The organism is Acinetobacter sp. RUH 2624 (genome assembly GCF_000162375.2).
GTDB lineage: Bacteria > Pseudomonadota > Gammaproteobacteria > Pseudomonadales > Moraxellaceae > Acinetobacter > Acinetobacter nosocomialis.
Genome location: NZ_KI391939.1, coordinates 362,194 through 384,181 on the forward strand (window position 1 = coordinate 362,194; position 21,988 = coordinate 384,181).

A 21,988-nucleotide genomic window follows, 5' to 3' on the forward strand; every position below is an offset into this window, starting at 1 on the left:
TAAAGGAAATCCTGTTATATGGGTTCATATATTCTTAAGCGACTTCTTTTAATGATTCCAACGTTGTTCATTATTTTATTGATCAACTTTGTGGTCGTGCAAATTGCACCGGGTGGACCTGTAGAACAAGCAATCCATGAGGTAGAAAGTGGCGTAGGAGCAGGGCGGATATTAGGTACTGAAATGTACTATCAGGGTGCTAAAGGATTAAGCCCCGAAATGGTAGAGCAAATTAAAGCACAATACGGTTTTGACCATCCTCCAGTAGAACGTTTTTTACTGATGTTAAAGGGCTATTTGACTTTAGACTTTGGACAAAGCTTTTTTAAAGATAAACCAGTAGTTGAGTTGCTTTGGGAAAAAATGCCTGTGTCGATCTCGATTGGGCTATGGAGCACTTTGCTGATTTATCTTATTTCAATTCCACTTGGAATTAAAAAAGCGAAACAACAAGGTTCTTGGTTTGATCGTTCCACTTCTTTATTGCTAGTGGTGGGTTATGCGGTACCCAGCTTTGTCTTTGGCATACTGCTTATTGTTTTTTTTGCGGGTGGGTCATATTTTCACTGGTTTCCATTGCAAAGCCTGGTATCAGATAACTTTCATCAATTGAGTTTTTTTGGAAAAATTACGGACTATTTATGGCATATGACTTTGCCACTTATTACGATGGTCTTAGGTGGTTTTGCGAGCCTAACTTATTTAACTAAGTATTCATTTTTAGAAGAACTCAATAAACCTTATGTCTTGGCAGCTTACGCAAAAGGCCTAAATAGCCAGCAAGTTTTATATAAACATGTATTTCGCAATGCCATTTTAGTGGTACTCGCCGGATTGCCGGAGACTTTGGCAGGTATTTTCTTTGTCGGAAACCTTTTCATTGAAATTATTTTTCACCTAGATGGTGTGGGATTATTAGGTTTTGAAGCGATTGTTCAACGAGACTATCCGGTTATTTTCGGCGTATTGTTTTTCTTCACGCTGTTTAGTCTACTTTTACGACTTATTTGCGATGTGCTGTATCAATGGATTGATCCGCGTATTCACTTTGACGCACAAGGAGGCAAATAATGTCTTTAATTGTGCAGTCACGGCTGCAAAAGTTTAGGCAACATAAATTAGGTTGGGCAAGCTTTGTTTTGTTTAGCCTCATTTTGGCGATGTCTTTAGCTGCTGAGTTCATTGCTAACGATAAACCATTGTTGGTGAAATATGAGGACGCTTATTATTTGCCTGTTTTTAAATCATATCCCGAAACTACTTTTGGTGGCGTGTTTGAAACAGAAGCAGATTATAAAGACCCCGCTGTACAAGAGCTTATCAATCATAACGGATGGGCAATTTGGCCCCTTATAAGATTTTCTTACCAGACTCCTAATTTAGACTTGGCTGTACCTGTGCCATCGCCACCTTCTAAGCAGAACTGGTTAGGGACAGATGACCAAGGGCGAGACGTGCTTGCACGTATTCTCTATGGGCTTAGAGTCTCATTACTTTTCGGCTTGGCTTTAACAGCTTGTGCAGCACTACTTGGTATTTTTGTGGGTGCTATACAAGGTTACTATGGTGGCTGGGTTGATTTGTTGGGGCAACGACTGGTAGAAGTCTGGAATGGTTTACCCATGCTCTTTATGGTCATGATTTTAGTCAGCATGTTTACCCCAAATGTATATTGGCTATTTTTTATTATGCTGTTCTTTAGCTGGACTGTACTGGTAGGAATTGTCCGTGCCGAATTTTTAAAAGCGCGTCAACTTGACTATGTGCGTGCGGCTCAGGCTTTAGGTGTAACTGATAGAGCAATTATCTTTAAGCACATTTTGCCAAATGCCATAAGTTCTAGCCTGTCGCAATTACCTTTTATTTTGACTACTAATATTATTGCTTTAACCGCACTCGATTTCTTGGGCTATGGTTTACCGCCAGATGCTGCCTCTTTAGGTGAGTTGTTGTTGCAAGGTAAAAATAACTTAGATGCACCGTGGTTGGCTTTATCGGGCTTTTTTAGCTTGGCTTTTGTGTTGTCATTATTAATTTATATTGGGGAGGCGGCACGCGATGCATTTGACCCAAGAAAATAACTTAAATGTAGATGCTACATTGCTAAATATAGAAAACCTTTCAATCTCTACACAAGATCAGCTTTTATTGGAGGGTCTCAATTTAAATTTGCAAGCTGGAGATACGCTTGCAATTGTAGGGGAAAGTGGTTCAGGTAAGACAATAAGCTGTTTGGCAATGATGGGATTATTACCAGAAAAATTAAAAACATCTGGTCGTATTATTATTGATTCAAAAAATATTTTAGAAACAGATGAAAAGACAAAAACACATATACGTGGCCGCCAAATTGCCATGATTTTTCAGGAGCCTTCTACGGCTTTAAACCCATTGCATCGTGTTGAAAAAATTGTCGGTGAACATTTCATTTTACAAGGTTGGTCAAAGGCAAAAGCTCAGCAGCAGGTAATTCAATTATTAAAAGACGTAGGAATTGCTAATCCAGAGTACATTTTAAAACGTTATCCACATGAGCTTTCAGGTGGACAAAAACAGCGGGTGATGATTGCGGCTGCGCTAGCGCTTCAACCTAAAATTTTAATTGCAGATGAACCAACTACCGCGCTTGATGTGATTTTACAGACGCAAATTTTAGAGTTACTGAGGTCTTTGCAAAGTAAATATGGCATGGCGCTAATTTTGATTAGCCATGATTTAAATTTGGTACGCCGTTATGCCAATGAGCTGATTGTATTACACGAAGGACAAGTTGTAGAGCAAGGTCAGCTTCAGCAAATCTTTAAAAATCCTGCGTCAATTTATACTCAGCAACTGTTAGATCATGATCTTGGTTTTGCTGAGCAGCCTTCAATCAGTCATAACATTTTATCTGTTCAACAACTCAATGTTAAATATCCAATTCGACGTGGTTTCTTTAACCGTATTCAGGGTTATACCACTGCTATTGAAAATGTAAGCTTTGAGCTTGCCCAAGGCGAAGCATTAGGCGTTGTGGGGGAGAGTGGTTCGGGTAAAACCTCATTGGCTTTGGCTCTGGTTCGATTAATTAAAAGTGAGGGGCAAATTATCTTTTTAGGGCAAGACATAAACTACTTAGAACAAAAAGCTTTGCGTAAGATTAGGTCAGACTTACAAATTGTTTTCCAAGACCCATTTGGTAGTTTAAACCCGCGTATGACGGTAGGGCAGATTATTGCTGAAGGCTTAAAAGTGAAAGCTGTAGCCGATCACGAGATCAAACAGCAAGTTAAATCTGCTTTAGTAAAAGTTGAGTTGGCTAAAGACTTTCAACACCGCTATCCGCACGAGCTTTCGGGTGGACAACGTCAACGCGTTGCTCTAGCACGAGCTTTAGTGGTTCAACCTAAACTTTTAATTTTAGATGAGCCAACGTCCGCCTTAGATCGAACGACTCAAAAAGCCATGATTCAATTATTGCGACGTTTACAACAAACTGAGCACCTAAGCTATATTTTTATTAGTCATGATTTAAATGTGGTTAAAGCACTGTGTCATAAAGTGATGGTATTACGGCATGCAAAAGTTGTTGAATATCAGCTGACTGAACAGTTATTTAATGACCCTAAAACTGAATATACCAAGCAATTAATTACGGCGAGTCTTTAATTTATTTAAATAAGTCTATGTTTTATAATAATAAATATTATTTAAATTTTTTATGCAAAAAGTTGCATTTCTCTATACTTTTTAAATTTGACATGTGCTATTGTCAGTTATCGATTTTCCCTTGACATGACCTATAACTCATCTAAATTAGAGTAATTACTCTAAAGTATTAAAAGAGGTTAACCATGAGCCAGATTGCACAACCAATCACAATTCGAAATACCACATTTAAAAACCGAATTATTAAAGGTGCAATGAGTGAGGCACTTGCAAACTATGAGGGGCAGCCAAATGATTTACATTTAGGTTTGTATGGTGCATGGGCCAAAGGTGGTTTGGGCTGTGCGATTACTGGAAATGTTATGGTCAATGTAGAGGCTAAAAACGAACCAGGCGTGGTGGTGATTGAAACCGAGCGTGACCTAGAGCGTTTAAAAGAATGGGCAGCGGTTGGTAAACAATATGGAATGGTACAGCTCATTCAATTGTCTCATCCAGGCCGTCAGTGCCCTAAAGGCTTAAATAAAGAAACAGTTGCACCTTCGGCAGTTCCTTTTAGCCCAGCTTTAGCGACTATGTTTGGTACGCCACGTGCGCTTACACATGAAGAAATTCTAGATATTATTAAACGCTTTGCAACAGCTGCCCGCATTTGTGAGAAAGCAGGTTTTGAAGGGGTGCAGTTACATGGTGCACATGGCTATTTAATTAGCCAGTTTTTATCACCATTAACCAATAAGCGTACAGACCAATGGGGTGGTTCAGTTGAAAACCGTACTCGCTTTTTACTAGAAGTTTATAAGGCTGTACGTGAAGCAACCTCAGAGAATTTTATTATTTCAGTTAAGCTTAACTCGGCTGACTTCCAGCGCGGTGGTATTAGCGAAGAAGATGTGATTTCAGTATTTAAAGCCGTTGATGAAGCCGGAATTGACTTAATTGAAATTTCAGGTGGAACTTACGAAGCACCAGCAATGGCTGGCGTCAAAGCTGATAAACGTAAGGCAAGTACCATTGCACGTGAAGCATACTTCTTAGACTTTGCTGAAAAAATCCGTCAGCATGTAAAATGTAAACTTATGGTGACAGGTGGCTTCCGTACAGTCGAAGGTATGAATGCTGCTCTGGCAAGTGGTGCATGTGACTTTATTGGCATTGCTCGTCCACTTGCAGTCGAAACGGATTTAACTGATCGTTTAATTGCAGGCCAAGACGTTCGCTATGCCGTAAAACCAATTAAAACAGGTTTGCCTTTTGTCGATAAGATGGCGATTATGGAAATCATTTGGTACGCAGCACAATTTAAAGCTATTGGACAAGGTAAAAAGCCAAATCCTAAACTGTCACCTTTAATTGTGTTTTTAAATTATGCCAAGGGCAATATTAAGGCTGTTGTTCAAGGACGCGTGAATTCGCGTAAATCTGCATAAATAAATTACCAAGCAATAGCCCAGTAAGTTTGAAAAGTAGAAGCAGACCATTGACCTTTAATTAGAGCATTTTTAAAGGCGGGTCTGTTTTCTATCTGGGCAAGATAACGCTGTATATGTTTAAAGTGGCTGTAATTTGGTGAGCAAGCCAATAATGGAAACCACATCAAAATATCAGCAGTAGTAAACTGATCTCCCGCGAACCATAAGTGACGTTCTAAATGTTTATCAATCATGCTCATGTGTCTTTGTAATGATTGATTGAGATAGCCTTGATCAAATCCATATTTTAAAAGCTTAGGAACGAAACGGACCAGAAAAGGCGTGCGTTCTGCAATTTGGTGAAAGATTTGCTTGAGTACCAGATCTGGAATGAATGTCGCCTCACAATAATTCTTCCAATAATAAAAGTTTTGAAGTTGTTGGCTTAGTAAATTGTTCTGGCTCAGTTGTGGGTGTAAATGAGAGAAATAATCTAGAATTGCTGAGGTTTCAGCCAAAATTGAAGTTTGCTCTTGTTCAATAATTTCGAGAGTTGGAAATTTTGATAGTTGATGCGGTGAGTTATTATTTTTGTCTTCGTCCGAATGATATTTAGTGATGAGATCATAGTTGAGCCCTAATTCTTCTAAAAACCAAATAATGCGTTGAGAGCGTGAATTTTGTAAATGAAATAATCGAATTTGCATGTCATGTTCAAATTATAGTTTTGATCTATTTTTAGTATAGGGTAGAACATAGCTTAAGTATAATAAAATATTTATAAATCATAAATTTATAATATTTTATATGAGGAAATAAAGGCCACCGTATTTTTAGACAGTGGCTTTTTTAATGACTAATATCCCTAGTGAGATCTTACGCGGTAAAAGGCTGATGTTTGGTTCTTTTAATTTAGAACGTATAGCTTATACCTAATTGAACAGTACGTGATTCACCAGGATAGGCATATAAATTAAAAGCACTTTCATCATAAACTCTGTCAAAAATATTCTTCACGTCTAAGTTAAGGCGTAATTTTGGCGTTGCCTGATAATAAGACACGAGGTCAGTAACTGCATAGCCTTTCATGGTGTAGGTACTAATGGCTGTTTGACCTGCACGTTTATCAATATATTTTTGATTGATACCTAAGCCCAACCCTTGTAAAGGCCCATTCTGAAATTCATAAATATTTAAAAGATTAAAACTATTTTTTGGAATGTTGGCTAGAGCCGTCCCTTTTTGCAAGCTATTGTCTTTAGTTACTTCTGCATCTGTATAGACATAGCCGCCAATAATTTTCCAAGCAGGCGTAATTTGCCCTGCAATATTTAACTCTATACCACGGCTACGAACTTCACCTGCTGCTACTTTATAGACTGAATCAACAGGATCTAGGGTTAAGACATTTTCTTTGTTGGCATAAAAAATAGCGGAATCAATTGATAACATATTATCAAGTGCTTGCCATTTAAAGCCTAACTCGTAAGCTAAGCCTTCTTCAGGATCAAACCCGTCTCCATTACGGCTAGCACCAGTGTTTGGCTTAAAAGATTTTGCAGCATTACTGTAGATGGAAAGATCGTCACTGGCTTTATAGACTAAACCTAAACGTGGAATAAATGCATTATGACTGGTATTCCAATTTGCGGTATTCGGTAATAGGTTCTTATAGTCATGCTCATAATGTTCAAAACGTAAGCCTAGTAGCGCGCTTAAACGCTCATTTAAATCGACTTGGTCTTGTAAAAAAAGGGCAGTGGTTTTTAAGTTTTCACGGTCATGTGTAGTTACACGATAAAGCTCAGGCAGAGGCTGCCCTAAAACAGGGTTGTAGATATTAATAGGGTAGCTACCGACATCTCCACTTGAGCGAATAATGTATGACTTATAATCATAGTTTTCATATTCAAGCCCAGTCACTAAGGTGTTTGCTAAACCCAAAAACTGGAATTTACCTGTTAGGTTAATTTGAGCATCGGTATCTTGCCACTTTAGTTCACGGTAGTTGTAATTTCGACTTAGCGTTTCCCCATCATTTTGAATTCCATTTGCTTCTACTGCATAGCCATGTAACTTGCCATTTAAATATTGCACACCAGCATTGAGCTTCCAGTCATTTCCAAGCTCGTGTTCAACTCTTAATTGAGCCATATTGTTGTCATTGTAAAGTCGGTTGTTGTCTTTACCCGTTTCCCACAAATAAGTGTCTGGTGAACTAATAAAAGACTTCTGACCTGCATAGCGTGTTTGGCCACGGTCAAGCGGATGTTGGTTCCTTAAAATATCGGCTTCGAAGGTAACTTTAGTCATGTCTGAGGCCTGCCATTGAATGACTGGAGCAATGCCATAACGTTTAGATTCAACATGATCACGATAACTATCACCACCTTCTGCAATCACATTGAGGCGATAACCGATGTTTTCCGCATTAGGTACAGTTCCTGTCGTGTCTACCGTCGTGCGGTATAAACCTTCACTGTTGAGCTGGGCATCTAAAGTTGTTTGTTGCTCAGACTTTGGTGTTTTAGAAATTAAGTTAAAAGTACCGCCTGGGTCACCACGGCCATATAAGCTAGAAGAGGGCCCACGTAAAACATCTATGCGTTCAATGGTATTACTATCTGGCGCATTTGGATAGCCACGGTTAATTGGAAACCCGTTTCGATAAAACTCACCACTGGTAAACCCACGCACGTTAAAACCAGTTAGACCTTGACCACCAAAGTTATTAGCACGAGTCACGCCGCCAGCTAAATCAAGCGCCTCAATTAAACGAGTAGCGCCAATATCTTCAATTACTTTTTGGGTGACCACACTGACCGACTGAGGGGTATCTTTTAAAGCAATTTCACTGCGTGTTGCACTACTCGAACTATCAACTTTATAAGTTTGATCTGATGCCTGTTGGGCTTTAATTTTAATAGTGGCAAGAGTAGTTGAAGAAGTGTCTGTATCTGCAAAAGCAGAGGAGATACAGCATAGTTGAGCAATGCTCAGGGAGAGGAGGCGAAGCTTAAGATCCATTTAAAACCTTGTTGATAATAAATATCAGTATAAAAATAAGAATTATTATAATGTAACTGTATGTAAAAGGAATACAGAATCAGTGATAAATTTGTGCAAGTGTATTTTATTTGGAAATATAAATGACAAAAATTAAAAACAAAAAAGATAGGGTTAAAAAATTATAAATTAAAGTCTAAAATAGAGTATCAAATACATAGAACAATAGCTTTTAAAATCATATAAATAATTTATAGCTAGCCGTTTTTAATTGTATTTTCAAAATCAAAATAGTTTTTATATTTATTTAGGGGAAATTCGATGTTTGCGATAGTTGGCATATTTTTAATAGCCATAATGATATTGGCGATTTTAAGTGTTTTAAAGAAAGGGGAAAGCAAAAATAGAAATGCAAAACGTAACCCCCTCAAGGGAAAGCGTATCATTACTATGAATGAACAACCTACTTTTATGAAACTAAAGGAAGCTTTGCCGGAACATATTATTTTGGCGCAAGTTGCTTTCAGTGCTTTTATGACAGCGCAAGGATACGCGACGCGTAATTTATTTAATCGCAAAGTTGCTGATTTTGTTGTGTTAGATAAAGCATTTAATATCGTTGCTATTGTTGAACTAGACGATTCTAGTCATAAAGGGAAAGAAAAGTTTGATGCAGAGCGAGATACTTTAATTCAAGAAGCAGGTTTTAAAGTTATACGCTATAAACGAACGCCAGAACTGGCACAAATACATCGTGATTTTAATATTGCATCAAGTTCATTAGCTCCAGTCCCAATAGAACCAGATTTAACAAAAACAAAGTTAATTGCTGATGCAATAATTATTGAGAGAGATGAGCCAACTATGCAACCTGCACAACATATTAATGAAGTAAAGTTGAAGTCTTGATTTTGAAAATACGGAACTTATCTCATGGATAAAATTTGAAGTGAGATAAAATAATTTGAAGCGATGATTCTTTGTAGAAAGAATATGGCGTCCCTACGGGGATTCGAACCCCGGTTACCGCCGTGAAAGGGCGATGTCCTAGGCCTCTAGACGATAGGGACGTTGAGGATGGCGGTATCTTAAGAAGCCGCCACCAAACTGTCAAGGAGGTAAGGTGACAGTTTGTTCAAAATATAGCAAAACAGTTCAGCAGTCTTCTGGGTATCGTATAAAGCAGAGTGTGCTTCTTTACCATCGAACTCAATTCCAGCTTGAATACATGCTTTTGCAAGCACTGTTTGTCCAAACATTACTGCACTTAAAGTAACTGTATCCATGACTGAAAAACTATGGAACGGGTTTTGGTTTTTTGTACCTGAGCGAGCAATCGCTGCTTGTAAAAAGCCAAGGTCAAAATGCGCGTTATGGCCTACGAGTACTGCATGAGTACAATGTTGCTGTTTACGAACTTCATTGACCGATTTAAAAATACGACGTAAAGCGGTTCGCTCATCTTCAGCCATTGCAATACGCATTGGGTTGAATGGATCAATACCAATAAAGTCGAGCGAACGACGATCGAGGTTAGCCCCTTCAAAAGGGTTAATATGTGCATGAAATGCAGGACCAGGGACAAATTGTCCCTGAGCATCATACACAATTGGAATGCACGCGATTTCTAGCAATGCATCTGTCTGGGCATTAAAACCTGCCGTTTCAACATCGACAACAACAGGTAAGAAGCCACGAAAACGTTGGCCAATGACCGGGACAGAATTTTCTTGTGTCACACTTTTCTCCATTGCAGCGTTTTCCCGGCATGCAGCGGGATGATTTTTTGATTATCTAAATAATCAAAAGATTCGGGAACGAGATTATCTTCTTTAACCAAAGTAATGGTAGAAGTATTACGTGGTAGACCGTAGAAGTCTGCACCAAAATGGCTAGCAAAACCTTCTAGGCGCTCTAATTTACCGACTTGATCAAACGCTTGTGCATAAAGCTCAATTGCGTTTGGTGCACTATAACAGCCTGCACAGCCACAAGCATTCTCTTTTGCATTTTGTGCATGAGGTGCGCTGTCTGTACCTAAGAAAAACTTAGGATTACCGCTTGTTGCAACTTCAAGTAAAGTTGTTTGATGCGTTTGACGTTTTAAAATTGGTAAACAGTAGAAATGCGGTTTAATACCACCGACCAACATATCATTACGGTTAAATAATAAATGTTGTGGAGTGATTGTTGCCGCCACATTACGGTCTTGTTCTAAAACAAAGTGTGCTGCATCACTAGTCGTGATGTGCTCAAGCACAACCTTAAGTTTAGGGAACTGTTTCAATAAAGGTGATAATACCTCATCTAGGAAGCGTTTTTCACGATCAAAAATATCTACATGATTGTGAGTCACTTCACCATGAAGTAATAACGGAACTTGGTGCTCTTCTAATTGCTCAATAACTGCATAAACTTTGCGAATATCACTCACACCATTGTCAGAGTTTGTGGTCGCACCAGCAGGATAAAGCTTAATCGCATTGACATGTTCTGATTCTTTAATTTTACGCACTTCATCTGGTGAAGTGTGGTCAGTAAAATAAAGCACCATACGAGGGTCAAAATTATTGCCTTCCGGAACATGAGCAAGAATGCGCTCGCGATAAGCTAAAGCTTCTTCTACTGTTTTTACTGGCGGTACAAGGTTAGGCATACAGATCGCGCGGGCGAATTGTTTAGCCAAATCTGGAACAGTACGTTTTAATGCTAAACCATCACGTAAATGTGCATGCCAATCATCTGGCTGGAGCAGGGTAATAGAGTTCAAGGCAGTTCAAACTTCGAAATAAAACAAATGATAATCGATAAAGTGTGAAAATGGTAACGAGAATTACGGACAAATGGCAAAATAAAGCGCAGGGAGCTTTAAAAAATAATGTTATATTTTGTTAACGCGAAATATGTAGGAATCGACTAGTGGCGAATAGGGGAAATGTCCATCAATTACTCAAATCGAAAGAAGAAATCGAGTATTTGGTCACACTACATACCCATCGTTACGCCAATATGCCTTTACCAAAGCAGCTAGAAAAAAAATTCTGGTGTTTAAACCTTGATCGTACTCGGCAAAACATCTCTAAGTTTCTAGCAAGTGGAGTACTTACTTATTTAATTTTTATTTTACTGGCCCTTCCAACTGACTACTTGGTAATTGGTGAAACATATATTACTTTAGACTTTATTCATTGTTTGTTGAGTGCAATGAATATTGCACTTGCACTCTTATTATTTTGGATTTTTGCCAAATTTAAAAAACTCTCTAATCACTTTTATTTCGCTGCCTGTGGCATTGTTTTCTTCTCAATTATTACAAGTGCCATGTTGTTGCTCAGTGTCGAAAATATGGCACTTAAAAATCAGTCGATGTTGCTTCTTTCATTTTTATATATGCTTGGTTTTATTCTAAGTGGCATCAAACCATTACATATGCTGTACGTTGGCTTATCAGCAGCAATATTGGTTTTTGTTTTTCTTAATTTATTGAATGTAAATTGTGATTATATTGCCCTCGGTCGGGCCTTGTTCGGCACTTGTATTTTAGGTTTCTCAATTAGCACTATGCTCATCTCAAGAGAGCGAAGTCTTTTTTTAAATAACCAACTTGCTGAAATTAATGAGCAGATTTTACGGATTGAAGCATCTGAACTTCTGCATTTAAGTCAGCAAGATGCGCTTACTCAAATTTCAAACCGTCGTACCTTTGACGAAATGTTTGACTTCTTCTATTACCGTGCAAATCAAGAGAAACGTCCGTTAGCTGTTTTATTTATTGATATCGATTTTTTTAAAAACTATAACGATTTTTATGGACATCAGATGGGGGATAAAGTCATCTCTAGTATTGCGGCAGCAATTAAAAACTCGATTCGTCATGTCGATTTTGTTGCGCGTTATGGTGGTGAAGAGTTCGTTGTACTTTTACCTGAAACACCGGCACAGGGTGCATATGCAGTGGCTGCAAATATTTATAAAGCAATTGAACGGCAAGCCATTCCTCATGCTGCTTCGTTAGTGTCAAAGTATGTCACGATCAGTTTAGGATTTACCGTATATACAGGTGGATTAAAGATGGGACAAGATAAATTGATTCATGCCGCAGATCAGGCTTTATATAGAGCAAAGCAGCTTGGCCGTAATCAAATTTATTATCAGCCTCTACAAGTTGCAGAAATTGCTTAGCTTGAAATTAGACTTAAAAAAGCCACCTATAGAGGTGGCTTTTTTGACGTTATAAGAAAATTATTTTTTCTTATTGTCTAATTGAGGAATCGCAGAACCTTGACCGATTGAAAGCAAACCAGCATCTGTATAGATACCAAGTTTTGCACGTGTATCGGTAATGTCGAGGTTACGCATAGTCAACTGACCAATACGATCCATTGGCGTAAACATTGAATCGCCTTTTTCCATTGTTAAACGTTCAGCTTCATACGTTAAGTTTGGAGATTCAGTGTTCATGATGGTGTAGTCATTACCACGACGAAGTTCAAGGGTCACTTCACCAGTAATCGCTTTAGCAACCCAACGCTGTGCAGTTTCACGAAGCATAAGCGCTTGAGAGTCGAACCAACGACCTTGATAAAGTAAACGACCTAAACGTAAACCATTAATGCGGTATTGTTCGATCGTATCTTCGTTATGAATACCAGTAACCAAACGCTCGTAAGCAATATGAAGAAGAGCCATACCCGGTGCTTCATAAATACCGCGAGATTTCGCTTCGATAATACGGTTTTCGATTTGGTCAGACATACCTAAACCATGACGACCACCAATACGGTTTGCTTCAAGAATAAGCTCAACTGGATTGTTAAAAGTTTGACCATTTAACGCAACAGGAACACCTTCTTCAAAACGTACAGTTACTTCTTCAGGTTTAATTTCAACTTCTTCTTTCCAGAAAGCAACGCCCATAATTGGATCAACGATTTTGATACCTGCATTTAGGTATTCAAGATCTTTTGCTTCGTGAGTTGCGCCCAACATGTTTGAGTCAGTTGAGTACGCTTTTTCTTTTGACATTTTGTAGTCAAAACCGTTGTCGATGAGGAACTGTGACATTTCTGCACGGCCACCAAGCTCATCAATAAAGTTTTGATCTAACCAAGGCTTATAAATTTTAAGATTTGGGTTAGTTAACAAACCATAACGATAGAAACGTTCAATATCGTTACCTTTATAAGTTGAACCGTCACCCCAGATGTTTACGTCATCTTCTTTCATAGCAGTAACGAGCATAGTACCTGTTACTGCACGACCGAGTGGAGTCGTATTGAAATAAGGAACACCACCTGTACTGATATGGAATGCACCACACTGAATTGCAGCAATACCTTCAAGTGCCAATTGTAAGCGGCAGTCAATTAAGCGAGCTTTTACAGCGCCGTATTGTTCTGCTTTCTTTGGAATTGCATCGTAGTCATCTTCATCTGGCTGGCCTAAGTTTGCAGTGTATGCATAAGGCTCAGCGCCTTTTTGTTTCATCCACAATAAAGCAGCTGAAGTGTCTAAGCCTCCGGAGAAGGCAATCCCAACTTTTTTGCCTACTGGTACATGCTGCAAGATCGTTGCATTATCAGTCATTGCTAGTCCTAACTATTTCGAAATAGGCACCCTAATACTTCGGTGACCAAGAGAATTTATTCGCTCAGTACTATATCACTTTTCAAATCGATTTTTTTTCTGTTAGGAAAGGAATTCTTTTTTTTTAATTTGAAAAATAGATTAATATTGGAAAAATATAAAGTTTTACGATAAGTATGACAATTTAGACGAAATGCTAAAAAGGAAAAAAACAAAATATGTTGATTCATCACAATCAAATTTTATCGACATTGCATCGTATTACGGGGTTTATTGTAATTTCAGATCTTATCTATGCGATTTACAATATATTTGTGCATACGCCCAAATACTTTATTGGTAGTATTTTAGGGCTTATTGCAGCAATCGCTACACAGTTCTTATGCGCTAGAAGTGTTAAGACTGGAACTACAAGCAGCCGTATCGGTTCAATTGTGATATCTATCTTAATGCTTAATATGTTCCCTATAGGAACTGTAATTGCTGTTGTGATGCTATTTTTCTCTTTATTTAAATGGGAAAAAGATTCAACGTTTCAATTACCCATAAAAAATTAGATGAAGGGACACAAGCTCGAATAATTGACAATTTCAACACGTAAAAAAATATGTGTGGTCATCCTAACATTTTAAAAAAGTATTAAAGTACTATGCAACAAGTTGCAAAAAATTATTGGGACGCAGCATGACAAGTTACGCCAATTTATTAAAACCATTACATTTAGGCTTTACCACTATTAAAAATCGTGTGGTGATGGGTTCCATGCATACGGGACTTGAAGATCGTTTTTATAATTACCCAAAACTTGCAGCTTATTTTGAAGAGCGTGCAAAAGGTGGGGTTGGTCTGATCGTGACGGGAGGTATTTCTCCAAACCGTCAAGGCTGGTTGGCTCCAGCTGGCGGAACGATGAATAGCTTATTTGACATTCCGCAGCACCGTTTAGTGACTCATGCTGTCCATAAGCATGGCTCAAAAATCTTAATGCAAATTTTACATGCGGGCAGATATGGTTACCAACCGTTTGTAGTGTCTTCAAGTGCTATAAAGTCACCAATTTCACCATTTAAGCCACGTCAACTTTCTGAAAAAAATATTCTCAGCACCATTGAAGACTATGCACAGTGCGCTGATATTGCCAAAAAAGCAGGCTACGACGGCGTTGAAATTATGGGGTCGGAAGGATATCTGATTAACCAGTTTTTAAGTCGCCATGTAAACCAGCGTACTGACCGTTGGGGCGGTGAAATTGAAAACCGTATGCGTTTTCCGGTTGAAATTGTTAAAGCGATCCGCGCAAAAGTTGGTGAAAAATTTATTATCTGTTTCCGTTTATCGCTACTCGACCTTGTGCATGACGGTAACACCATGCAAGAAGTAGTCACTGTTGCTAAAGCTTTAGAAAAGGCGGGTGTCACTTTATTAAATACGGGTATTGGTTGGCATGAAGCACGTGTGCCAACTATTGTAACGTCTGTACCTCGTGCAGCGTTTGTCGATTACACGGCTCATGTAAAACAGCATATTTCAATTCCGGTAATTGCATCTAACCGTATTAATATGCCTGAAACTGCCGAAGAAATTTTGGCAAAAGGCAAGGCAGACATGATTCAAATGGCACGCCCATTATTGGCCGATGCTTTTTGGGTAAATAAAACTGCGACCAACCGTGTTGATGAAATTAATACGTGTATTGCCTGTAACCAAGCATGTTTAGATCATGCATTTAAAAATAAACGTGTGTCTTGTTTAGTGAACCCTCGTGCAGGCCATGAAACAGAACTGGTTTATTTAAAAACTAAACAGCCTAAGCGTATAGCAGTTGTTGGTGGTGGTGTGGCAGGTATGTCTGCTGCCACTGTTGCTGCAAGCCGTGGTCATGCTGTGACCTTGTTCGAAGCCAATACAGATGTAGGTGGTCAGTTCAACTTTGCCAAGGTTGTACCAGGTAAAGAGGAATTTCACGAGACAATTCGCTACTTTAAAGTACAGCTTCAAAAAACAGGTGTAGATGTACGTTTAAACACTCGTGTAAATCGTGAACAACTTGAGCGTGAAGGTTTTGACGAAATTATTGTGGCAACGGGTGTAATACCACGTGCTTTAAAAATTGAAGGAAGTAATTCACCACAAGTTCTTTCCTATGCTCAAGTTTTACAGGGTGCAGAAGTAGGACAAAAAGTCGCAGTGATTGGAGCTGGTGGTATTGGTTTTGACGTATCAGAATTTTTACTTAAACCACCACATCAACCACAGCCTCAACCTTTAGCCGAGTGGCAGCGCGAGTGGGGTGTAGACCCAGATCCGAACTACATTTCTGAAGGAGGGATGCAACCTCCTATAGTTGAACCAGCGATACGCGAAATTTATTTACTGCAACGTAAAACAACACCACTCGGTATTGGTCTTGGTAAGACCTCGGGTTGGGTACATCGCGCCCAGCTTAAAAAGCATGGCGTACGTATGCTGCGCGGCGTGCAATATAAAGCAGTTACCGATGAAGGGCTGTGGATTGAACATAACGGTCAAGACCAGCTTTTACGTGTAGACACTGTTGTGGTGTGTGCAGGTCAAGAGTCTGTAAAAGACTTGATGCCAAAAGAAGGTGAGTCGACTATAGCGAACTACCATATTATTGGTGGTGCAAAGCTTGCAGCAGAGCTAGATGCGAAGCGTGCGATCAAAGAAGGAGCAGAATTAGCCGCTCAACTGTAAAATTGATGAAACAATATGCACTTGAACACAAAGCGATGATATTTTTCTTGAATAAAATGAATAAGCTTTGTATTCTTACGCACATGGAAGCGTGGCAGAGCGGTTTAATGCACCGGTCTTGAAAACCGACGAGGGTGTGAGTCCTCCGTGAGTTCGAATCTCACCGCTTCCGCCAAATTCGAAAAGCCCCTGTTAATAGCAGGGGCTTTTTTTATGCCTAAAATAAAAATTACAACTCTATTTAGCTTAAATATTGCTAATAAATCCTAAAAATTTCATATAAATCAAATATGTATGTTGTATTTGAAAAATGTTTATGTTTTCAATATGTTGCTGTGAGCATGACTATATATCAGAATTGAACAAGTTATTTGTAGAATATTCACTTGTTGATATATGATGATCCCATATTTAGAGGCTGTTTCAAAACATAATTCTATTGTTTAGCGAGCAAGTTCAAGGAATGAATAGTGCTGAATTCAGGCTTCTAAACCCTATATCTGGAAATTATTTCTGGCCAAATATTGCATTTCGACCCAATGGTTGGGAATGTCTCACTCTTTTGTAGGGTAGGCGTTTCCTATTTTAGGATGTACCTATGAAAAAATTATTTAGTGTATTGTTCAGCGCATCTGTACTAACACTGACTGCATGTAATAAACAACCTGCACAAACTGAAAATACTGCAACAACCAAAGACAAAACTGAGTCTGTTCGAACAATTAAACTGGTTTCAACAGGTTCAGATACGGATGTATGGAAATATGTTGCAACGCTTCCTGAGACTAAAGAAGCGGGTATTAAACTTCAAGTTACCAATTTGACTGACTATGTTGTGCTCAATACATCTGTTGCAAATGGTGAACAAGATGTAAATGCGTTCCAGTCGTTCAACTATTTGGCAGCATACAATGCTTCAAATCAAGCTAAAGTTGCTGCTGTTGCAACAACTTACTTGGAACCAATGGGTATTTATGCAGATAAAATTAAAACTGTTGATGAATTCCCACAAGGCGCGACCATTGCAATTCCAAACGATACTGCTAACGAAGCTCGTGCATTAATATTATTACAATCTGCTAAACTGATTAAACTTAAACCAAACTTTGATCCTGTAAAAGGGACTACGAACGACATTGCTGAAAACCCTAAAAATTTACAATTAAAACCAATTCAAATGACTACAGCGGTTCGTGTTAAAAACGATGTAGATGCAATTGTGCTTGGTAATACATTGGCACTTGAAGGTGGCCTCAATGTAATGAAAGATTCTATCTTCCGTGAGCCAATTGATCAGTCTACTAAACTTTATGTCAATTTATTGGGTGTAGCTGAAGCAAACAAAAATGACCCAATCTATACGAAACTTGGTGAACTTTACCACTTACCTAAAGTACAAAAATTCGTGAGTGAAAAATTTGGTGGCACAAAAGTTGAAGTGAACAAACCTGTTTCTGAATTTGCAGACATCAAATAAGTAATTTCTTAATTAGAATTATTTTTAAAAGCTAAGTCACGCTAATCGGGGCTTAGCTTTTTATTTATAATGTTGTTTTTAAGCTAACTTATAATAAAATATTTATTAACTTCATTAGAAAATTAAGTAGGGAAGATATTTAAAGTTAGTTGTTGTGTTAGTATTCATAGTCTGAGAAATTAAATTACTCATAGAGTGGTTTTTTTAAATATATAACTTTTGGAATTGGAAATTGATAATAAGGTAAAAATATGGTGCAAAGCGATATTTTTGATGCAATTAAAAATATTGATGAAGTTCGAAAAATAGATGATCTTTATTTAGTTGTAGATGGAGAGTCCAATTCTGAAGACCCAGTCGAAAGTATAATATTTGAAATTAATAAAAAGTTTTGGGTTATTACAATTAATCATAATTTTGATGAAATTGAATTAAAGGTCTTCTCTTCCTTACCAAATAAGGCAATACAACAACGATATTCAGATAATTTATCAAGTCTAAAAGGATTAGAAATTGGAACAATGTTCGCTATCGTCAATGAAAGAGGATATACAGATGGGATTAAGCTCATGCTTTACGACCATTCATTGAAAGAATCTAAGAGGAATCCATTTTTTGCTGTATTAACGATTGTTGCTTTGGCTTCTGGGTTGCAATATGAATTAAGAAAAACAGGAGTTGATACATATCTGATTTAGTTCATACATGTATCTATAAAAATTATTCAATATTAGATATATATGATAAGATATTTAATAAATATATCTGAGAATTAGGACAATCGAAAATTGTTTGAACTAAACTTATGTAAGTACATTTATGAAGAAGAAAAAAAAGAAATTATTGATGAAATTTATTTTGAAAAAATATGCGTTGATAATAATAAAGTTGTAGTAAGTAATTTTAATAATTTGCAACAGGTTGAAAAATCTTTGGAGATTTTTAATAGTTATCTCGGAAAAAATAATTATTGCTATTGTTATATAATGATTGAATCTCGGCATAAGCTCACTACAGAATTAAAAGAAAATAATATAGCAAATCGTTTAATTCTTTCTGAAAACTTTACTTTTAATGCTGAAGAACTCTCTATTGAATTTGATCCAGATTTTGATCTTATAACAAAAAACAACTTAGAAGATTTTGAAAAATTTAAAAAGAAAGAAGAGCTAATGATTCGTCTTTCAAATGAAACTATAGGTAAAAAGAGATGGCTAAATTTTACAAAGCTAGAAAAAAATTGCTGGTTAGATTTTGCTTATTTTAGAATGAACGAAAGAGGGGAACCTTTATCATTAAATATAACAGTTGATGGTAAATACCTACTGTGTGAAGAAGATGTGTATTGTTATTTTGGAGAGGAGGTTTATGGGGTATTAGGATACTTAGGTTATAACTTTAATGCATTTGCTGATGTACTGCGGGATTTGCCTTTAAAAGTTAAATGGATAAATTTTCAGTACTCTAAAGATAATTTTGAGTCGAAAGAAGATTTTTATCATTTAGATGATTTTATTGAAGTGTTAAAAAAATACTCGTCATTAGAAATTTCATATTAGTAACCCGTCAAAATTTAAAAATAAAGCAGAGATAGAGGAAAATATTATATGAGTTCTGAACTTACAGAAGAGTATATTTTTTATATTGAAATAAGTGAATTTAGTGAGTTTGATGATGATGTAACTATTTGGAGCGGATATCTTTCAGAAAATTGTGTAATCACTGATACTCAAGTTGTTTTTCATGGTTTTTTTGGTGAGGGTGAAATAAATAAAGATAAAAAAAGTAAAAAGTATAAGTATGATATCTATGGCATTAATTTATTCTTCTTAAAAGAAAATAACGAATATTTCGGGGTTTTAGGTTCTAGTATTGAATCTTTTGAAGTGAAAGATAATAAATTGATATTAAATTTATGCGAAGAGGAGACTTATTTTGATGAGTTTAAATTTGATTTAATTAAGAAATATCGAAAAAATCAGCTTAGATTACAAGATTGGTGTAATTTAAACGAAGAAGAGAAAAAGAAGTGGATAGAAGTTTCGCATTGGGTTCAACAGTACAAGCCTCTAGACCTAGTAAGTTCAATAGTTATAGATGGTAGAAATATTAAGTCATTTAATGATTTCTTATGCTGTATAGGTGAGGAAGTGAATGGATTGATGGGCTACTTTGGTTCTAGTTTTGGTGGTTTGTCGGATAGTCTCACTGGTGGCATTGGTTGTATAACTGTACCTTTGAACATTACTTGGAAGTATTTTGAAGAAACAAAGTATTCTTTTAATAACTATGATAACCCTGATGATTTTGAATACTTAATTGAACTTTTAAACGAAAAATCTACTTTAAATATTACGTAATGTTAAATAGAGGGTATTGTATATAATATGCATGCTAAAACATTAGATAATAGTTATTTGAATATTGAAAATATTTCAATAGAAAAGTTAAAAAAGCTTTTTAATGAAAATAACGCTCATAATTTAGATATATTTGAAGATGTTAATTCTCTAGTTTTTAAATTAGATAGTATCAGTCTAGCAACTGATCTATATGAAGTATTGGTCTATGTTTGTAAGATAGATATTTTATCAGTGCATAATTTAAAAATAGCATATTACAAGACCATTTTTAATATGGACTATAATATTATTGACGATTTTTTCGTTACTCTAATCGATTGATCTATAACTATATTCATCAAAATGACATCGATTAGTCATCTAAATGAAACTCTGTTGATTAAAAGTAATCCAATTTATTGGGGTAGTTTCCAGACATGCAGAAAAAATCTTATAAAGTTCTAAGTTTAGTATTTCTTGTTGCGAGCATGATGGCTATTACTGCCTGCAATGATAGCCAAGATCAGCAATCTACAGTAGTTTCCCCAACCCCTACAGATACCCGTGACCAGCGTTTTCTAACAGCAAAAACAAATGATGTAATTCAAGTTACGATTGCTGATTTGATCCCAACGCAGGGTGCAATTGGTTATGATCAAATTTATTATAAATTAGGGCGTTGGCAAGGTGATTTACAGCGCCCAACTTGGCAAGCAGATCCAGTCAATCAATTAGTTTATTTAAATAAAACCATTGGCAAAAAGTTTAGCGATTATTGTGAAGCGATTGGTGCAAAAGGTCGTGATGATTTTACAAGTCTGCAAGACCTACAAAAGGCCAATTTAAAACAATTGGAGACATTTAACTGTCAAGAACAGCCGGGCACTGAAACGGCTGATTTGAAAACAGTGGTTGTTGGTTATGATGGGCGCCTTTATTTGACCGATGGTCATCATACAATGACCGAATTCCGTGAGCTGCCTGATGGCGGTGGTCAACTTAAAGTATGGGTAAAAGTTGTTGGGAATTATAGCGATAGTAAAACTGCGGATGAGTTTTGGGCGAAAATGCTTGCCAATGGCCAAGCATGGTTAAGAGATGGGAAAAACCAACCAATTTCATATCAACAATTACCTAAAAACTTAGGCCTGAAATCTGCAACTAACCCTGATGGTATGCAAAATAATCCATATCGTTCACTAGTCTATTTCACACGTGATATTGGTTATAGCAAAGTTGCCAATGCAACGGACTATACTGAGTTTTTATGGGAAGATTGGTTTAATAAGCAAATTGCTAATAATCTGGTACATCCTTTAAGTTTCTATCATACCGATGCGAGTGTGTATGGCGCTGCAGATGTATTGGCAACTACTGAAATAAAAAGTGACTTAACTGTATCGGGCAGTGCAACCGGCTATCAGGCAGCGGTTGCTGATTATTCATTATTGATGGGAAGTACCAAACCAACTGATATTATTTATGGTACTTCAACTGCCGCAGATTTGGGCGCATTACAGCTTGTGAAAAATGCTGCTAAAGGTTCTGTTACTGCGACTTCAATTTCTAATCTTGCAGATTTGACCCGTGACGAAATTAAGAAAGATAAAACACCGCGTACAGGTGGAAGTATTTGGTATGCGGTAAATTACAAGTTATGTGGAAAACCTGCTACAGGAACGTGTTGGGGTTGGTAATTCACGAAGGCTTTGTTGCATAAACATTCAAAAGCTGAGTTCTCCCCAATCCATTCAAATTTAAGACACAACTTGGGTGCGAGGTCTACCTAATTCCGTAAATCT

Annotated in this window: 19 protein-coding genes and 2 tRNA genes; 15 read left to right on the forward strand and 6 right to left on the reverse strand. The window is 37.2% G+C overall.

Translation table 11 applies throughout. The features are described from left to right. Nucleotides 1-18 precede the first annotated feature (18 nt). The 4 genes from yejB (at nucleotide 19) to HMPREF0014_RS08410 (ending at nucleotide 5,078) form a co-directional block, all read left to right on the forward strand. Nucleotides 19-1,071 carry a microcin C ABC transporter permease YejB gene (yejB, locus tag HMPREF0014_RS08395; protein WP_004888156.1) on the forward strand — a complete coding sequence of 351 codons (1,053 nt, stop codon included), beginning with the start codon at nucleotides 19-21 and terminating at the stop codon, nucleotides 1,069-1,071. Continuing rightward, entirely contained in the window at nucleotides 1,071-2,081 is a 1,011-nt protein-coding gene (locus tag HMPREF0014_RS08400; RefSeq protein ID WP_004888153.1) for an ABC transporter permease, read from the forward strand. Before yejB ends, HMPREF0014_RS08400 begins: the two co-directional genes overlap by 1 nt. Continuing rightward, nucleotides 2,059-3,648: a dipeptide ABC transporter ATP-binding protein gene (locus HMPREF0014_RS08405; RefSeq protein ID WP_004888152.1), complete on the forward strand. Its 1,590-nt coding sequence runs from the start codon at nucleotides 2,059-2,061 to the stop codon at nucleotides 3,646-3,648. The genes HMPREF0014_RS08400 and HMPREF0014_RS08405 overlap by 23 nt, the downstream gene beginning before the upstream one ends. Nucleotides 3,649-3,833: 185 nt before the next feature. After that, nucleotides 3,834-5,078 carry an NADH:flavin oxidoreductase/NADH oxidase family protein gene (locus tag HMPREF0014_RS08410; RefSeq protein ID WP_004888149.1) on the forward strand — a complete coding sequence of 415 codons (1,245 nt, stop codon included), beginning with the start codon at nucleotides 3,834-3,836 and terminating at the stop codon, nucleotides 5,076-5,078. A gap of 5 nt (nucleotides 5,079-5,083) precedes the next feature. Here the strand turns inward: HMPREF0014_RS08410 and HMPREF0014_RS08415 are convergent, their stop codons facing one another. Next, a complete protein-coding gene (locus HMPREF0014_RS08415) occupies nucleotides 5,084-5,767 on the reverse strand; it encodes a glutathione binding-like protein (RefSeq protein ID WP_004888147.1) in 684 nt (227 codons plus the stop codon). Between the two features lie 205 nt (nucleotides 5,768-5,972). Then, entirely contained in the window at nucleotides 5,973-8,087 is a 2,115-nt protein-coding gene (locus tag HMPREF0014_RS08420; RefSeq protein ID WP_004888144.1) for a TonB-dependent siderophore receptor, read from the reverse strand. A 300-nt stretch (nucleotides 8,088-8,387) separates the two neighbouring features. Between HMPREF0014_RS08420 and HMPREF0014_RS08425 the strand changes: the two genes are divergently transcribed. Beyond that, nucleotides 8,388-8,975: a DUF2726 domain-containing protein gene (locus HMPREF0014_RS08425; protein ID WP_004888141.1), complete on the forward strand. Its 588-nt coding sequence runs from the start codon at nucleotides 8,388-8,390 to the stop codon at nucleotides 8,973-8,975. Nucleotides 8,976-9,060: 85 nt separating this feature from the next. Here HMPREF0014_RS08425 and HMPREF0014_RS08430 read toward each other — a convergent pair. From HMPREF0014_RS08430 to pyrC, 3 genes are all read right to left on the reverse strand, one after another. After that, nucleotides 9,061-9,136: transfer RNA gene (locus HMPREF0014_RS08430), tRNA-Glu, on the reverse strand. A gap of 18 nt (nucleotides 9,137-9,154) precedes the next feature. Then, nucleotides 9,155-9,817, reverse strand: a complete 663-nt coding sequence (gene rnt, locus HMPREF0014_RS08435) for a ribonuclease T (protein WP_001982681.1) — start codon at nucleotides 9,815-9,817, stop codon at nucleotides 9,155-9,157. Continuing rightward, nucleotides 9,802-10,836 (reverse strand): dihydroorotase, encoded by a 1,035-nt coding sequence (gene pyrC / locus HMPREF0014_RS08440; RefSeq protein ID WP_001084867.1) that lies wholly within the window; start codon nucleotides 10,834-10,836, stop codon nucleotides 9,802-9,804. The genes rnt and pyrC overlap by 16 nt, the downstream gene beginning before the upstream one ends. A 149-nt stretch (nucleotides 10,837-10,985) precedes the next feature. On the opposite strand from pyrC, the gene HMPREF0014_RS08445 reads away from it, so the two are divergent. Continuing rightward, nucleotides 10,986-12,248 carry a diguanylate cyclase gene (locus HMPREF0014_RS08445; RefSeq protein ID WP_004888139.1) on the forward strand — a complete coding sequence of 421 codons (1,263 nt, stop codon included), beginning with the start codon at nucleotides 10,986-10,988 and terminating at the stop codon, nucleotides 12,246-12,248. Between the two features lie 60 nt (nucleotides 12,249-12,308). Here HMPREF0014_RS08445 and argG read toward each other — a convergent pair whose 3' ends face one another. Then, nucleotides 12,309-13,652 (reverse strand): argininosuccinate synthase, encoded by a 1,344-nt coding sequence (argG, locus tag HMPREF0014_RS08450; RefSeq protein WP_002049558.1) that lies wholly within the window; start codon nucleotides 13,650-13,652, stop codon nucleotides 12,309-12,311. A 218-nt stretch (nucleotides 13,653-13,870) separates the two neighbouring features. On the opposite strand from argG, the gene HMPREF0014_RS08455 reads away from it, so the two are divergent. The 9 genes from HMPREF0014_RS08455 (at nucleotide 13,871) to HMPREF0014_RS08495 (ending at nucleotide 21,883) form a co-directional block, all read left to right on the forward strand. After that, entirely contained in the window at nucleotides 13,871-14,209 is a 339-nt protein-coding gene (locus HMPREF0014_RS08455) for a hypothetical protein (RefSeq protein ID WP_004888134.1), read from the forward strand. A gap of 127 nt (nucleotides 14,210-14,336) precedes the next feature. Next, nucleotides 14,337-16,367 (forward strand): NADPH-dependent 2,4-dienoyl-CoA reductase, encoded by a 2,031-nt coding sequence (locus HMPREF0014_RS08460; RefSeq protein WP_004888131.1) that lies wholly within the window; start codon nucleotides 14,337-14,339, stop codon nucleotides 16,365-16,367. Between the two features lie 85 nt (nucleotides 16,368-16,452). Then, nucleotides 16,453-16,542: transfer RNA gene (locus HMPREF0014_RS08465), tRNA-Ser, on the forward strand. Nucleotides 16,543-16,965: 423 nt separating this feature from the next. Then, nucleotides 16,966-17,844, forward strand: coding sequence for a MetQ/NlpA family ABC transporter substrate-binding protein (locus tag HMPREF0014_RS08470; RefSeq protein WP_004888128.1), 879 nt, complete (start codon nucleotides 16,966-16,968; stop codon nucleotides 17,842-17,844). 251 nt (nucleotides 17,845-18,095) lie between these two features. Next, nucleotides 18,096-18,542: a DUF6334 family protein gene (locus HMPREF0014_RS08475; RefSeq protein ID WP_004888126.1), complete on the forward strand. Its 447-nt coding sequence runs from the start codon at nucleotides 18,096-18,098 to the stop codon at nucleotides 18,540-18,542. 90 nt (nucleotides 18,543-18,632) lie between these two features. Beyond that, the gene (locus HMPREF0014_RS08480; RefSeq protein ID WP_004888125.1) at nucleotides 18,633-19,403 is read left to right on the forward strand and encodes a hypothetical protein; all 771 of its coding nucleotides are present in this window, start codon (nucleotides 18,633-18,635) and stop codon (nucleotides 19,401-19,403) included. A 48-nt stretch (nucleotides 19,404-19,451) separates the two neighbouring features. Continuing rightward, entirely contained in the window at nucleotides 19,452-20,204 is a 753-nt protein-coding gene (locus HMPREF0014_RS08485; RefSeq protein ID WP_000093650.1) for a barstar family protein, read from the forward strand. A 27-nt stretch (nucleotides 20,205-20,231) separates the two neighbouring features. Continuing rightward, the gene (locus HMPREF0014_RS08490; protein ID WP_004888124.1) at nucleotides 20,232-20,528 is read left to right on the forward strand and encodes a hypothetical protein; all 297 of its coding nucleotides are present in this window, start codon (nucleotides 20,232-20,234) and stop codon (nucleotides 20,526-20,528) included. Nucleotides 20,529-20,623: 95 nt separating this feature from the next. Beyond that, entirely contained in the window at nucleotides 20,624-21,883 is a 1,260-nt protein-coding gene (locus tag HMPREF0014_RS08495; protein ID WP_004888123.1) for a ParB/Srx family N-terminal domain-containing protein, read from the forward strand. The last annotated feature ends 105 nt before the right edge of the window (nucleotides 21,884-21,988 follow it).

Excerpts from the sequence above, each read along its gene's own strand:
- yejB (WP_004888156.1), top strand. The coding sequence starts at position 19 with ATGGGTTCATATATTCTTAAGCGACTTCTTTTAATGATTCCAACGTTG.
- HMPREF0014_RS08400 (WP_004888153.1), top strand. The coding sequence starts at position 1,071 with ATGTCTTTAATTGTGCAGTCACGGCTGCAAAAGTTTAGGCAACATAAA.
- HMPREF0014_RS08405 (WP_004888152.1), top strand. The coding sequence starts at position 2,059 with ATGCATTTGACCCAAGAAAATAACTTAAATGTAGATGCTACATTGCTA.
- HMPREF0014_RS08410 (WP_004888149.1), top strand. The coding sequence starts at position 3,834 with ATGAGCCAGATTGCACAACCAATCACAATTCGAAATACCACATTTAAA.
- HMPREF0014_RS08415 (WP_004888147.1), bottom strand. The coding sequence starts at position 5,767 with ATGCAAATTCGATTATTTCATTTACAAAATTCACGCTCTCAACGCATT.
- HMPREF0014_RS08420 (WP_004888144.1), bottom strand. The coding sequence starts at position 8,087 with ATGGATCTTAAGCTTCGCCTCCTCTCCCTGAGCATTGCTCAACTATGC.
- HMPREF0014_RS08425 (WP_004888141.1), top strand. The coding sequence starts at position 8,388 with ATGTTTGCGATAGTTGGCATATTTTTAATAGCCATAATGATATTGGCG.
- rnt (WP_001982681.1), bottom strand. The coding sequence starts at position 9,817 with ATGGAGAAAAGTGTGACACAAGAAAATTCTGTCCCGGTCATTGGCCAA.
- argG (WP_002049558.1), bottom strand. The coding sequence starts at position 13,652 with ATGACTGATAATGCAACGATCTTGCAGCATGTACCAGTAGGCAAAAAA.
- HMPREF0014_RS08455 (WP_004888134.1), top strand. The coding sequence starts at position 13,871 with ATGTTGATTCATCACAATCAAATTTTATCGACATTGCATCGTATTACG.
- HMPREF0014_RS08460 (WP_004888131.1), top strand. The coding sequence starts at position 14,337 with ATGACAAGTTACGCCAATTTATTAAAACCATTACATTTAGGCTTTACC.
- HMPREF0014_RS08470 (WP_004888128.1), top strand. The coding sequence starts at position 16,966 with ATGAAAAAATTATTTAGTGTATTGTTCAGCGCATCTGTACTAACACTG.
- HMPREF0014_RS08475 (WP_004888126.1), top strand. The coding sequence starts at position 18,096 with ATGGTGCAAAGCGATATTTTTGATGCAATTAAAAATATTGATGAAGTT.
- HMPREF0014_RS08485 (WP_000093650.1), top strand. The coding sequence starts at position 19,452 with ATGAGTTCTGAACTTACAGAAGAGTATATTTTTTATATTGAAATAAGT.
- HMPREF0014_RS08490 (WP_004888124.1), top strand. The coding sequence starts at position 20,232 with ATGCATGCTAAAACATTAGATAATAGTTATTTGAATATTGAAAATATT.
- HMPREF0014_RS08495 (WP_004888123.1), top strand. The coding sequence starts at position 20,624 with ATGCAGAAAAAATCTTATAAAGTTCTAAGTTTAGTATTTCTTGTTGCG.